Source organism: Nibribacter koreensis, assembly GCF_039541795.1.
Lineage (GTDB): Bacteria > Bacteroidota > Bacteroidia > Cytophagales > Hymenobacteraceae > Nibribacter > Nibribacter koreensis.
On the sequence record NZ_BAABGX010000003.1, the window covers coordinates 185,487 to 198,641 of the forward strand.

The 13,155-nt window shown below is 49.6% G+C and carries 11 protein-coding genes and 1 other RNA gene; 11 read left to right on the forward strand and 1 reads right to left on the reverse strand.

Annotation, left to right across the window (positions count from 1 at the left end; translation table 11 throughout):
- The first annotated feature begins 33 nt into the window (after positions 1–33).
- From ABD880_RS16280 to ABD880_RS16315, 8 genes are all read left to right on the forward strand, one after another.
- Positions 34–1,026 carry a hypothetical protein gene (locus tag ABD880_RS16280; RefSeq protein ID WP_345168458.1) on the forward strand — a complete coding sequence of 331 codons (993 nt, stop codon included), beginning with the start codon at positions 34–36 and terminating at the stop codon, positions 1,024–1,026.
- 255 nt (positions 1,027–1,281) lie between these two features.
- Positions 1,282–1,473 (forward strand): hypothetical protein, encoded by a 192-nt coding sequence (locus tag ABD880_RS16285; RefSeq protein WP_345168460.1) that lies wholly within the window; start codon positions 1,282–1,284, stop codon positions 1,471–1,473.
- A gap of 214 nt (positions 1,474–1,687) precedes the next feature.
- Positions 1,688–2,272: a hypothetical protein gene (locus ABD880_RS16290; protein ID WP_345168462.1), complete on the forward strand. Its 585-nt coding sequence runs from the start codon at positions 1,688–1,690 to the stop codon at positions 2,270–2,272.
- 147 nt (positions 2,273–2,419) lie between these two features.
- Positions 2,420–5,038, forward strand: coding sequence for an ATP-dependent chaperone ClpB (gene clpB / locus ABD880_RS16295; RefSeq protein WP_345168465.1), 2,619 nt, complete (start codon positions 2,420–2,422; stop codon positions 5,036–5,038).
- Between the two features lie 746 nt (positions 5,039–5,784).
- Positions 5,785–6,387 (forward strand): HupE/UreJ family protein, encoded by a 603-nt coding sequence (locus ABD880_RS16300; RefSeq protein WP_345168467.1) that lies wholly within the window; start codon positions 5,785–5,787, stop codon positions 6,385–6,387.
- Positions 6,388–6,432: 45 nt separating this feature from the next.
- Positions 6,433–7,086, forward strand: a complete 654-nt coding sequence (locus ABD880_RS16305) for a DnaJ domain-containing protein (protein WP_345168469.1) — start codon at positions 6,433–6,435, stop codon at positions 7,084–7,086.
- An 88-nt stretch (positions 7,087–7,174) separates the two neighbouring features.
- Complete coding sequence (locus ABD880_RS16310) at positions 7,175–9,508, forward strand: M1 family metallopeptidase (RefSeq protein WP_345168471.1); 2,334 nt, start codon at positions 7,175–7,177, stop codon at positions 9,506–9,508.
- A 218-nt stretch (positions 9,509–9,726) separates the two neighbouring features.
- Positions 9,727–10,014: a hypothetical protein gene (locus tag ABD880_RS16315; RefSeq protein ID WP_345168473.1), complete on the forward strand. Its 288-nt coding sequence runs from the start codon at positions 9,727–9,729 to the stop codon at positions 10,012–10,014.
- 639 nt (positions 10,015–10,653) lie between these two features.
- Here the strand turns inward: ABD880_RS16315 and ABD880_RS16320 are convergent.
- Positions 10,654–11,346: a carboxypeptidase-like regulatory domain-containing protein gene (locus tag ABD880_RS16320; RefSeq protein ID WP_345168476.1), complete on the reverse strand. Its 693-nt coding sequence runs from the start codon at positions 11,344–11,346 to the stop codon at positions 10,654–10,656.
- Between the two features lie 86 nt (positions 11,347–11,432).
- Between ABD880_RS16320 and ABD880_RS16325 the strand changes: the two genes are divergently transcribed.
- From ABD880_RS16325 to ssrA, 3 genes are all read left to right on the forward strand, one after another.
- Positions 11,433–11,819, forward strand: a complete 387-nt coding sequence (locus ABD880_RS16325; RefSeq protein WP_345168478.1) for an ArsR/SmtB family transcription factor — start codon at positions 11,433–11,435, stop codon at positions 11,817–11,819.
- A gap of 123 nt (positions 11,820–11,942) precedes the next feature.
- Positions 11,943–12,647 carry a YjjG family noncanonical pyrimidine nucleotidase gene (locus ABD880_RS16330; RefSeq protein WP_345168480.1) on the forward strand — a complete coding sequence of 235 codons (705 nt, stop codon included), beginning with the start codon at positions 11,943–11,945 and terminating at the stop codon, positions 12,645–12,647.
- A 134-nt stretch (positions 12,648–12,781) separates the two neighbouring features.
- Positions 12,782–13,154, forward strand: a transfer-messenger RNA (tmRNA) gene (ssrA, locus tag ABD880_RS16335).
- Position 13,155: the final 1 nt, after the last annotated feature.

Here is a 13,155-nt window from a genome sequence, read left to right on the forward strand (position 1 = left end):
TCGTTCAGCATCATCTCCATACCACCTACACCCATGCGTAAACTTTTAAACCTGTTGTGGCTACTGGCCGCTCCTTTCTTGATGGCCTCTTGCGGAGACGAAAAGGATCCCTCACCTGCTCCGCACTCAGAATTAACAGCAGTAGTGCAGCTCTCTAAACATACCAACCTTGGTTATCTTCCGGTAGGTAGAGACTCGGAGATGAAACTCTATTCAGGCGATACCATTCGCTACTTCTTTCGGTTTACCACTAACCAAGGCATCAAGGATTTTAAAGTGTATGACAATTTTGTAGGTCGCGAGTTTCCATTAACCGTGCACCTCAAAGCTACTTCTACAGCCAATGGCGTAACTTCTAATGAATATGAATTGGAGTATATAGTAGATAGCTACCCTCAATCTCAAAAGCCCTACCAACCAGTTATCTTAAACCTAGAGCCCCAGCACACCGACGGGACTATTTACCTAGACCCAACCACGGGTAAGCCTTTTCAAATGCTGTTTCTCAAGTCAGGACCCAAGGAATACACTGGCGTTAGACTGTATAACTACTGGGGTCCTAGCAGTAATTCGCTCACCATCAATGACTACAGGATAGACAACCCTGATCCGCAGGCGTTGGTAGATGAGCGCTCCTTAAACCCGTTTGCCTTCCTAACCAACAAAATGCCCCCGCGCGAGTGGTTTGACAACCGTTTTGAAGCGTCGTTTACTTCTGGACCAGAAATGGGCGAGGGACGTGTGGCCTTTGTGAAAGTGCCTGTTGTTGCCAAAGATTGGTACCAACCTAACCAGATTGCCAAAGCCATGAAACAATATGGTCCAGAGAAGACGACTGTTCTGAACGCGCAGGTAGGTGATGTATACGCCTTCAGGGTGAGCTACCCATTGATGGGCTCTTGGGTGATTTATGGTGTGCTGGAAGTGAAAAGCATAGTAGATGACCATGACACCGCCGCCGGCAACGGGCATGACAACGATTATCTGGAGTTTGACATCAAGTATTTCCCCGGCTATAGGTATTAAGGAACAACGTCGTTTTCATGCTGTTTTCCTGAAAACAGCATGAAAACGACTCAATCTTTCTCAAGATTAAGAATACTTCTTTAGCAAATAGGATACGAAAGGGAAATGCTCTCTACACGGCATCATGTGACCGTAAAGGAAGAACAGAGGTAATGGGAATACCAGACCGTGTCCTGGAGCAGGAGCACGTCCCAATGCGGCAAATCTCCGTAGAATGCTTACTATTGAAATTCAAACCTCTGGCTTTTCCAACCCATGAAACCCAAGTACCTACTGCTGTTGTTGCTGCTCATTCCCATAGATTTCTTGTCCTATATGCAAATCAAGGAGTTGTTGCGGCAGCCGTCAGACCTAGCCGTCATGTTCGGGGTTTTCTTTCTGGTCATGCTGTTGGCGGGCAATTTCATTATCCTGCGCTATTTGCTGGCAAAAATAAAACGCTCTTAGACTACTATTCATAGTTCTAAAGCTGGCACCTATGAGACACGGAAGAGAGCTGCGTCTTGAATAAAAATTTGCAGGCAGTGCTTAAGGGTCTGCAGTAGAATCAAATGCACATACACCTAACCTAAACCAGTGGCCTTACGTCTTTACCGTAAGGCCACTGGCATTTATGGCCACCAGGTTTTTGATAGAACATTAGCAAGTACAAAAGATTCCTATGGACACACTTCGCAGATTCTCCGGTACGTCAGAAGAAGAACTTTGGCGCCAGCTCACCATTGACCTTGCCCGCGATAAGAACCTCACCAGCTATTCGGCGCAATTGATGCTTCATGACACCGAAGTTTTTCTGGACATTGACATTGACCTGGGCGGCGGGTTTGAAGGAGGTTCTTCGTCTACCACGTTCATGGCGCCGGTGCCTACCAACGTGCCTCTGCGGTTTGCCTTGCATGAGCAGGACTGGATGAGCGAGATAGGCAAGTTCTTCGGGATGGGAGACGTACAACTAAACCTGCCTGACCTGGATGACGCCTTCGTGATTAAAGCCAACGACCCCGTTGCCCTAGCGTCCCTACTGTCAGATGCCAAGGTACGGCAGACCTTGCTAGAACATTCCAACTGTGAATTGAAACTGAGCGTGGACAATGATGAGCCAGATGCCACGCCGTTTCTTACCTTCTCCAAAGACGACGCCATCCTGGACATGGACAAACTGCAGGAAGTCTACCGCATGATTTTAAAGCTGTTGCAGAAACTGAATCCACCGGTAGCCACCACTAAAGAATTCGACAAGCTATAATCAAGACGTTTTGTCTCATTATGTTAAATAGTATTGCAATTGTTTCTGTCATAATTTCCGGAAAGTAGGCTAAAATCGGTTCGGTACCCTGTTTGCTTCTGGCATCGTAGAAAAGTAGTAACCACTCAACCACGATATATAGAAGCTATGAACTTTAACAATTATACCATCAAGTCTCAGGAGGCCGTACAGAAGGCCACTGAGATTGCGGGAGGCAACCAGCAGCAGGCCATTGAAACCGGCCACCTGCTTAAGGGCATCCTGCAAACCGACGAAAACGTGCCCAACTTCTACCTCAAGAAGCTGGGCGTGAGTATCAGCCAATTCGAATCCCGCCTGAACGAGGTAGTAACCGCCTATCCAGTGGTGACCGGCGGAAATCCATACCTGAGCAATGACGCGGCGGCGGCCCTGCAAAAAGCAACGTCGTATTTAAAAGAGTTCGGCGACGAATACGTGGCCATTGAGCACTTACTTTTAGGTTTATTGGCGGGCCGCGACAAGGTAGCCACGCTCATGAAAGACGCGGGCATCACGGAGAAAGGCCTGAAAGCCGCCATCAAAGAACTGCGCGGCGATTCTAAAGTAACCGACCAGAACGCCGAGGCCAAATACAATTCCCTTAAGAAATATGCCATTGACCTGAATGAGCAAGCGCGCCTGGGCAAGATTGACCCCGTGATTGGCCGTGACGAGGAAATAAGACGCGTGCTCCAAATCCTGAGCCGCCGTACCAAGAACAACCCAATTCTTTTAGGTGAGCCGGGGGTAGGTAAAACTGCCATCGTGGAAGGTTTGGCCCAGCGCATTGTCTCCGGTGACGTGCCCGAGAACCTCAAATCCAAAACCATCATGAGCCTGGACATGGGTCTGCTGGTGGCCGGTGCCAAATACAAAGGCGAATTTGAGGAACGCTTGAAAGCCGTCATCAAAGAAGTGGTGGACTCAGAAGGGGAGATTGTGCTCTTCATTGACGAGATACATACCCTGATTGGCGCCGGTGCCGGTGGAGAGAGTGCCATGGACGCCGCCAACCTATTAAAGCCAGCTTTGGCGAGAGGTGAACTGCACGCCATTGGGGCCACCACGCTCAAAGAGTACCAGAAGTATTTTGAGAAGGACAAGGCTATGGAGCGCCGGTTCCAGTCGGTGACCGTTGATGAGCCTAGTATTCCAGATGCTATTTCCATCTTACGCGGTATCAAAGACAAGTATGAGTTACACCACGGCGTGCGTATTAAAGACGATGCCATCATCTCTGCCGTGGAATTGTCCAGCCGCTATATCTCTGACCGCTTCTTGCCAGACAAAGCCATTGACTTAATTGACGAGGCCGCGTCCAAGCTTCGCATTGAAATGGATTCTCTGCCGGTAGAACTGGACGAGGTGCAGCGTAAAATCATGCAACTGGAGATTGAGCGCGAAGCCATCCGCCGGGAGAATGACAAGGAAAAAGAGAACCTACTGTCTAAGGAAATCGCTGATTTAAGCGAAGCCCGGGACACCTTGCGCGCCAAATGGCAGAGTGAGAAACAGGTCATTGAAGGCATCCAGAAAGAGAAGGAAGCCATTGAACAATATAAACTGGAAGCAGACCACGCCGAACGCGCTGGTGATTACGGTCGCGTAGCCGAGCTGCGCTATGGTATTATCCAGGAAGCCGAAGCCCGTTTGAAGCAGTTGCAAGAGACGGTGAAGGAACAGCAGGCGGGTGAGCACATGCTCCAGGAAGAGGTGACTTCTGAAGACATCGCTGAAGTAGTGGCCAAGTGGACGGGCGTGCCGGTGAATAAAATGCTGCAAAGCGACCGCGAGAAGCTCCTGCGCCTAGAAGAAGAACTAGGCCGAAGAGTAGCCGGTCAGGAAGAAGCCATTGCGGCCATTTCTGATGCCGTTCGCCGGAGCCGCGCCGGGTTGCAAGACCCTAAGCGCCCCATCGGGTCGTTCATCTTTCTGGGAACTACCGGGGTAGGTAAAACGGAGCTCGCCAAAGCCTTAGCCGACTTCCTGTTCAATGATGAGAACGCCATGGTCCGGATTGACATGAGCGAGTACCAGGAGCGCCACGCGGTGAGCCGTCTGGTAGGGGCGCCTCCGGGCTACGTGGGTTATGACGAAGGCGGTCAGTTGACTGAGGCCGTGCGCCGTAAGCCGTACTCTGTCATTCTGCTGGATGAAATTGAGAAAGCGCACCCAGACGTGTTTAACATCCTGTTGCAGGTGCTGGATGACGGCCGCCTGACGGATAACAAGGGACGCGTGGCCAACTTCAAGAACACCATCATCATCATGACGTCCAACATTGGCGCCAACATCATTCAGGAGAACTTCCAGGATCTGGATGAGAAGAACCCAGAGCCAACCATTGAGCGCACCAAGGACGAAGTGTTTGAGGTCTTGAAGAAAACGCTTCGGCCGGAGTTCCTGAACCGGATTGACGAGCTGATTATGTTCCGTCCGTTGAGCTCTAGAGAGATCCGGAAGATTGTGGACATCCAGTTCCGTCACATCCAGGAACGTCTGGAAGACTCGGGCATCCGTCTGGAAGCCACCAATGAGGTATTGGACTTCTTGGGACGCGAAGGCTACGATCCGCAGTTTGGGGCCCGTCCGTTGAAGCGCGTACTACAGCGCCGCATCTTGAACGAGCTGTCTAAGTCCATCCTGGGCGGCGACATCCGGAAGGACGCGGTGGTAGAGGCGGTATTGGCCGGTGACCAGATAAAATTTGTGAACATTGACATTGACTTGCCAGTAGATAGGTAAGAATGAATGATGAATAAGAAAAGGCGTCGGAGGGTTTTCCCTTCGGCGCCTTTTCGTTTACAATTGGCTTGATTCGTTTTTGGCCTGTTTTCTGGGAAATAGGCTGAAAATGAAGAAGACGCTCGTAGGAGCTCCGCACACTATGAGGTCTTTTGAGAGTCTTGAGTTTTGAGTTTTGAGTCGGCATTGAGGTTATCCGCGCCAGCGCATAAAGGCATTGCAGCTTCTCAACCATTAGTCCGCCGGCTGACCGACCTTGCGCAGGGCAGCCTTGGCTGTGCGCCCGGAGCATGGGCAGGGACCGAGTAGTAGCCTGTCAATTGGCGAAGGCGTAAGCTGGCTATGAAACAGATCACATCGGCCAGGTGCATAAAGACGAAGAAAAGACTGTCTGAGCGGCAGCGAGTTTCTTTTCTTCTTGATTCTTTTGGTTAGGTTGAACATCAAGGAGAAAAGTGACAAACGCGGGTAGAAAGTAAGAAAGAAGATGGGTGGTGAGAAGGAATTGAGAGGCAGAAGCTAAAAGGGAAACGTATCACCAAGAGTAAGTCATCCCCCTACCCCCTTCAAAGGGGGACAGAGCAGATTGTACGGCAGTCTTGGTTGTTGGTGATAACACCAACAACGGCGGCCGATGTTAGTGGCATTTTTGGCCTGTTTTCCAGAAAACAAGCCAAAAACGCTTCTTGCAAAAGAACAGGCATTGCTTAAATTTGTCTGCTTACAAATTCAATCACTCCATTCCTGTGTCTTCCGTTTTTTACACGTATCTTCAGTTAGGCTTCCATCATATCTTTAACCTACAGGCATATGACCACATGGTCTTTGTGCTGGCCATGTGTGCGCTGTACACAGGGCAGGAGTGGCGAAGAATTTTAGCGCTGGTGACCAGTTTCACACTGGGGCATTCCATCACGCTGGCTTTATCTACGCTGGAGGTGATAAAGTTTAACACGGCCTTGATTGAGTTATTGATACCAGTGACCATTTTGCTAACGTGTGTCTATAACCTCACGCAGATGGACAAAAACAAACGCAAGGGTTCAGTGGTATTTAGTTGGAGCAACTTCTTTGCGGTGGCCTTCGGGCTGATTCATGGCATGGGCTTCTCTAACTATCTCAAGTCCCTGTTGGGCAAAGGTGAAAACATCGTGCTGGAGCTGTTTGCCTTCAACGTGGGCATTGAGCTGGGCCAGTTGCTAATTGTGGTGTTGATATTGGTGGTGAGCGCCATTTTGGTGAATGCTTTTAGAGTGGCCAGAAGGGACTGGGTGTTGGGCGTGAGTGCGGCTGCCGGGGCCATTGCGCTTATGCTCATTTTAGACCAGGATTTTTCGGCTATTTTCTAGAAAATAGGTCAAAAACGGAAACCCTTCCGTGCATAAAAAAAGAACATGCTGGCGGAGTCGTATAGAGTGTTGCAGGTACCTTTTGGCGCGCAGATGCCAGAGGTGAGGCGCGCCTACCGCCAGTTGGTCTTGCAGTACCACCCCGACAGAAACCGTGAGCCCAACGCGCAGGAGACGTTCTTGCGGGTGCAGGCCGCCTACGAGTTTTTGCAAGGCTATCACGCTAATCCTTCTCAATTTTTCGCGCCTTCGCCTGTAACCTCCAGTCAACCAGAAGACCCCAAATCCAAAGCTGAGCGGGACTGGGAGAAGTACCAATACGTCTATGAGCCGCCCGCTGACCCCAAGGAGTTTGCTGCCTGGGCCGAAGTGGGGAAGGAACGGGTACGCCGTCAAGCCAAAAAGGACCATGAGGCCTACATTAGGCGCACGCTGGCCATGAAAGCCAAATGGTGGTACCAGCTGGCACGGCTGTTCAGCTATCTAGTGCTGCTGTTTGGGGCCGTGTTTGGTCTGGGGGTCTTGCTTACGCCTTTGTGGTTTGCGTGGATTGGCTATTACTACCACCCATACTACTACAGATTTGTAGCGCTGGGTGTCATCATCATTCCCATGGGGTTGCGCGTACTGCAGATGATGAAGTCTTTGAAAGAAGATATAAAATACTATTTCGGGGAAAACCTGACCGAGCAAAATTAATGTAGGGACACGCGTCAGAAGCTTTGTTTTTGGCCAATAATTGCCCAATTTGCTCGTTCACACTACCACAAACTCACAAACCTTTAGAATGAAGAAGTTCTTACTCGCCTCGGGGTTGCTGTTAAGCGCTTTGGCTCCGGTTTTGGCGCAGGAAAACATTGATAAGTCTAAGTTCAGGCAACTGGCCCAAGAGTTACCAACCCCTAATACCTACCGTTCGGCTTCGGGCGCGCCCGGCCATGAATACTGGCAACAGCGCGCCGACTACAACATCAAAGCCGAATTGAACGATGACAACCAGTCGTTGACCGGCTCTGAGACTATCACCTACACCAACTTGTCACCAGATATGTTGACCTACCTGTGGGTGCAGTTGGACCAGAACATCTTTGAGAAGAACTCCATGACCAGCCTCACGCGCACCAACTCGGTGCCGGCGCGGGCGCCGTTCAGCACGGCAGAGGCTTTGGCAGAGCAGACGTTTGACGGTGGGTACAAAATCAAATCAGTGAAAGATGCCAACGGTAAAGCATTGCCATACACCATCAACTTCACCATGATGCGCATTGACCTGCCGCAGCCTCTTAAGCCAAAGCAGTCTGTGAAGTTCTCCATTGACTGGACCAACCTCATTAATGACCAAAAGAAGCAAGGCGGCCGCGGGGGCTATGAGTTCTTCCCCGAAGACGGCAACTATGAGTACCAGATGGCGCAGTGGTTCCCGCGCATGGCCGTCTATGATGACGTGAACGGCTGGCAGCACAAGCAGTTCCTGGGCACGGGCGAGTTCGCCCTTCCGTTTGGCGATTATAAAGTAAGCCTGACCGTGCCTGCTGACCATATTGTAGCTTCTACCGGTGAATTGCAAAACGAGGACGTCTTGACTTCTACGCAACGCAGCCGTCTGGCGCAAGCCAAGAAAGCCAACAAGCCAGTCTTGATTGTAACGCCAGAAGAAGCCTTGAAAGCCGAAAAGTCTAAAGCCAAGGGCAAAAAGACTTGGACGTTTGTAGCCAAGGACGTGCGCGACTTCGCGTGGGCCTCTAGCCGTAAGTTCATCTGGGATGCCATGAACGTGAACTACGCCGGCAAGAACACCATGGCCATGAGCTTCTACCCGAAGGAGGGAAACCCGCTGTGGGGACAGTATTCCACCGAGGTAGTAGCCCACACCATCAAAGTATACTCAAAGTATACCATTGACTACCCGTATCCGGTGGCTATCTCAGTGCACGGCGCGGTAGGCGGGATGGAGTATCCAATGCTTTCGTTCAACGGAGGCCGTCCTGAGAAAGACGGTTCTTACACAGAGCGCACCAAATACGGTATGATTTCGGTGATTATCCATGAGGTGGGCCACAACTTCTTCCCGATGATCATCAACTCTGATGAGCGTCAGTGGACCTGGATGGACGAAGGCTTGAACACCTTCGTGCAGTATTTAGCTGAGCAGGAATGGCAGCGTGATTACCCAAGCAGCCGCGGCGAGGCCAGAAACATGACTACCTACATGAAGATGGACAAGGCCATGCAACAGCCCATCATGACCAACTCTGAGTCAATCTCCCAGCTGGGTAACAACGCCTACGGCAAACCGGCCACCGCTTTGAATATTCTTCGTGAGACCGTGTTGGGCCGTAAGTTGTTTGACTACGCCTTTAAAGAATACGCGCGCCGTTGGGCTTTCAAACATCCAATGCCGGCAGACTTCTTCCGGACCATGGAAGACGCTTCTGGCACTGACCTGGATTGGTTCTGGAGAGGCTGGTTCTACACCACAGACCACGTAGAGCAGGAGTTGACCGGCGTGAAATGGTACTCAATAGACACCAAAAACCCGCAGGTAGAAAACGCCAAAAGACGGGAAGAGATTAACAGCGCGCCTTTGAGCATTTCACAGCAACGCAACCTGCAAGACATTCCTAAGACCTTGCTTGATACCAAGCCCGAGCTAAAGGACTTCTACAATACCTATGACCCGCTAGCCGTAACGCCAGAAAGCCAGGCTACTTACCAAAAATACGTGCAAGCCTTGAGCCCAGAAGAGAAGGCTATTCTAGAGAAAGGCCTAAACTTCTATGAGGTGGGCTTACGCAACAACGGCGGTCTGGTAATGCCCATAGTGATGCAAATGACCTTCTCTGACGGCACCAACCAGATTGTGCGCATACCCGCAGAAATATGGCGCTACAATGAGAAGGAGGTGACCAAGGTGTTTGTGACCGAGAAGCCGGTGGTGAGCTTCGTCTTGGATCCGTTCCAGGAAACCGCTGACATTGACATGAGCAACAACGCCTACCCGGCCCGCATGGCACCTTCGCGCTTTGAACTGTTCAAGCAACAACCTCAAGGTGTGACGCCCAACCCGTTGCAACAGCAGATGCAACGCCAACAGCAACCGAAGCCGCAAGGCAATCAGTAGTCTTTGTTTTTGGCCTGTTTTCTAGGAAACAGCCCCAAAACGATTTTTGGGAAGCCCATTCTTTACAAGAGTGGGCCTTCTTATTTAAATGGGCAGTGCGCAATGGGAAATTAATATACAGAGCCAATAGTTTAAAAATGAGGGTCTTTGATTACATCTACTATAGGATTACACGATTTTATTACGATAAGGATGGAGCTGATGGTCCCAGAGGAATCATGATGCTAACTGTTATTCAAGGGGTCCTTTTAGCCAACATTTATTATGAGATACTTTGGCTATTTGAGCCTCCCCATTTACATGTGTCCGGTGAAGTCAGCTACACCAAGGAAATAGGTTTGGTAGTAGGGTTGCTTATCATGATTTTCAATTTAAAGCGTTACCGCGGCAACTATTCACTTTATGACCAACGCTGGGGAAACAGTGAAACTTCTAGGCAAAGCAAGCTCAGAGGATGGTTGGTGGTGGTTGCTTTAATGGTACCATTAGCAATAATCTTTTTGTAAAGATGCTTCTTTATCATTTTTGGCCTGTTTTCTGAGAAATAGGCCAAAAACGATTTTCGGGAAGCCCATTCTTTACAGGAGTGGGCTTCCTTTTTGCATGAATAGAGCGTGCGAGTGAAATTTAGTGCAGAGCCAAGAGTTTACAAATGAAGTTCTTTGATTACATATTCTACAGGGTGACCAAGTTCTTTTACTCAAGAGACGGTGCCGATGGGCCGAGGGGAATTGGGTTAGTTAGTGTGATGCAAGTATTTCTTTGCTGTAAAATTTATTATGAAGTTTTGTGGTTGTTTGTAGAGCCTCAAAAAAATGAACCCGGCGAATTTAACTATGCTAAGTTGATTGGGTTAGTGGTTGCGCTCAGTATTTTAATCTTTAATGTATTGCGCTACCGTGGCAAGTATGAGTTCTATAACCAGCGATGGGGGAACAGTGAGACGCCAAGCCAGAGAAGATTGAGGGGATGGCTGGTGGTATTGGCTTTGGTGGCGTCTTTTATATTACTGTATTTGTAGAGGACGCTCATTTATCGTTTTTGGGCTAATTTCCAGAAATTAGGCTAAAAACGAACTCGTCTTAAAGCAAGAAGGCCCAACCTCATCATGGTTGGGCCTTCTGCTTGTATGGAATAAAGCCTTTCTAGTCCTTTCTCTTGAAATCGCCGCGTTTGATGGATTGGATGACTTGGTACCAGGCAAACGGATTGAGCAGTGGGTTGGTGGCACCTGGGTTGTAACCGCCTCTGCGTAGCATCTGCTGGTTTTGAAGGTTCATGTAGTTCTGGTGGTTGGCAGTAGCGTCCATGGGGGTGTTCTCATACATCTGCGCCAAAATTTGTTTACTCATGGCCGTCTGTTGGTCTACATCCTGTGACGGTAGTTTCATAGCCATGACCGCCTGCGTGAATTCCCTGAAGGTGGCATACGGAAACACCTTGATCTCGGCTAGCATGGTTGGGTCTTCCAGCATCTCAATGATCACAGAATAACTCTGCTTTTCAAAATTGGCTGGGATGATGATGGACTGCTTGGCAAAACCTAGGGAGCTGATCACCACGCTGTCGCCGGCTAGGACCGGGAGCGAGAAGAAACCATATTCGTTGGTGTTGGTGCCTCGGCCGGCTTTGGGGACATATACGCTGGCTCCGGGTATGCCCAAGAGGCTGTCGCCGGCGGCTACTACGCCTGTGAGTTGTATTACTTTCTTGCCGCCTTGGGCATGCACAACGGTAGGAGAGAAGGCCCAATAGAAACAAAGAAGCGCACTAAACGTGAAAATAAGGCGCCACCTGCGGGCAAGAGAAGTAGTAATAACGGAAGAGTAAGTCTGCATTGAATAAGATCGTTTACAAGTATAGCCTTATTTGTGGTACTTTGTGCCGCAGGTGGCGTAAATTTGTTTTACGCAGCTAGTAGAACATGAGGCTCAAACATTTCAACGTCAATTTCGGGGAACAAGTATTCAAGGCCATGAGCGATGCCTCGCGCATCCGTATTCTGCACCTGTTGCTCCGCAACAAGGAGCTCTGCATTGCAGACATGGAAATGGTATTGGACTTCACGCAGACTAAGACTTCCAGGCACCTCATCTACCTTAAAAACGCCGGTTTAGTGTCCTTTAGAAAGCAGGATCAATGGGCTTTCTATGCCATCAAAGACGAGATGCTGGACCTGTTGCAGCAGATGTTTGGCTACCTGGAGAAAGACCAACAACTGCTCCATGACCAGGAAGTATACCAAACGCTCTATTCTAATAGAGAGTTGGCTATTAACCGTCTGCAACAGCGACATTTTACAGGTTTGTAGAATTCTTGGAGGAGATGACCTGTCATGCCGTAAATAAACATTGTACCAAATCACGGGTTTTATCCTAGAACAAAGAACTTTGCCCCACCCGCCTCCGTTCTTGAAGGCCCAACGCTTACTCTCATGAAAAAAGTTAAAACCTACCGCCATATTTTCTTCGACCTGGACCATACGCTCTGGGACTTTGAGAAAAACTCAGAAGAAACGCTGGTGCACCTGTTTCATGAGTTTGAGCTGCACCGCCTGGGAGATTTCACCATCACAGACTTTTACAAGAAGTACAGCTATATCAACCTCAGGCTTTGGGACCTGTTCCACAAGGGCAAGATTGACCAGCAGGAGCTACGGGAGAAACGCTTTGTCAAATGCCTCACCGGTCTAGGCGTGGCCGAAGAAGACGTGCCCGAAGGCCTGAGTGAGGCGTACACAGACATCTGTCCTACCAAGTCGGCGGTGTTTCCGTTCACGCATGAGGTGCTGGGGTATTTGAAGCAGAAATACACGCTGCACATCATTACCAATGGTTTTAAAGACGTGCAGGCCATTAAGCTACAATCGTCTAACCTGACGCAGTATTTCTCTGAGGTGGTCACGTCTGAATGTATTAACTGCACCAAGCCAGACAAACGCATCTATCAGCATGCTTTAGAACGCGCCGGCGTGAAGGCCAGCGAGAGCCTCATGATTGGCGACAACCTGGAGGCTGATATTCTGGGTGCCATGAATGCAGGCCTGGACCAGGTGTTCTTTAACCCTGAGCGTAAGCGCATTCCGTTAAAACCCACCTATGAGGTGGCTTGTTTAAGTGAGCTGAAAACGTTTCTGTAAAGCCGTTTTTGGCCTGTTTTCACCAAAACAAGCCAAAAACGCGGAACCAGAAAGAGCTAGCATTTGTCTATTATTTGGTTACTTTTGCAGGCCTTCGGGCGTATAAGTAAGAGTGACACGTTCTTTTACACATTGGGGATGACCGGAATTGACAGCTTGAGCAAGCTGGGTGTAAGCATGTCGGGAGTTGGCTGTTTTCCCGTAAATCAGAATTGACCGACTATTATCTGGCGAGTCTAACTACGCCATGGCTGCCTAGTCTAGGTACTAAGCATTTTGCCATTGTCCTGCAGCTCCTCGGTTCGGTGGGGGTTGGTCACAGGGCATCGTAATGCCGATCTAGTGTACTCCAAGGTGTGGGGAGTGCATGAAACTAAAGCACCTAAGGTGATTTCATAGGCCAGGCTTGGGCCTGAACTCACACGAAAACCAATCCAAGACTAAACATGTAGAAAGCGCTCAAGTTTCCTTGTCTGGACCAGGGTTCGACTCCCTGCATCTCCACAAA

Coding starts and splice junctions, on each gene's coding strand:
- ABD880_RS16285 (WP_345168460.1), top strand. CDS start 1,282: ATGAAACCCAAGTACCTACTGCTGTTGTTGCTGCTCATTCCCATAGAT.
- ABD880_RS16310 (WP_345168471.1), top strand. CDS start 7,175: ATGAAGAAGTTCTTACTCGCCTCGGGGTTGCTGTTAAGCGCTTTGGCT.
- ABD880_RS16330 (WP_345168480.1), top strand. CDS start 11,943: ATGAAAAAAGTTAAAACCTACCGCCATATTTTCTTCGACCTGGACCAT.
- ABD880_RS16315 (WP_345168473.1), top strand. CDS start 9,727: ATGATGCTAACTGTTATTCAAGGGGTCCTTTTAGCCAACATTTATTAT.
- ABD880_RS16280 (WP_345168458.1), top strand. CDS start 34: ATGCGTAAACTTTTAAACCTGTTGTGGCTACTGGCCGCTCCTTTCTTG.
- ABD880_RS16290 (WP_345168462.1), top strand. CDS start 1,688: ATGGACACACTTCGCAGATTCTCCGGTACGTCAGAAGAAGAACTTTGG.
- clpB (WP_345168465.1), top strand. CDS start 2,420: ATGAACTTTAACAATTATACCATCAAGTCTCAGGAGGCCGTACAGAAG.
- ABD880_RS16305 (WP_345168469.1), top strand. CDS start 6,433: ATGCTGGCGGAGTCGTATAGAGTGTTGCAGGTACCTTTTGGCGCGCAG.
- ABD880_RS16320 (WP_345168476.1), bottom strand. CDS start 11,346: ATGCAGACTTACTCTTCCGTTATTACTACTTCTCTTGCCCGCAGGTGG.
- ABD880_RS16325 (WP_345168478.1), top strand. CDS start 11,433: ATGAGGCTCAAACATTTCAACGTCAATTTCGGGGAACAAGTATTCAAG.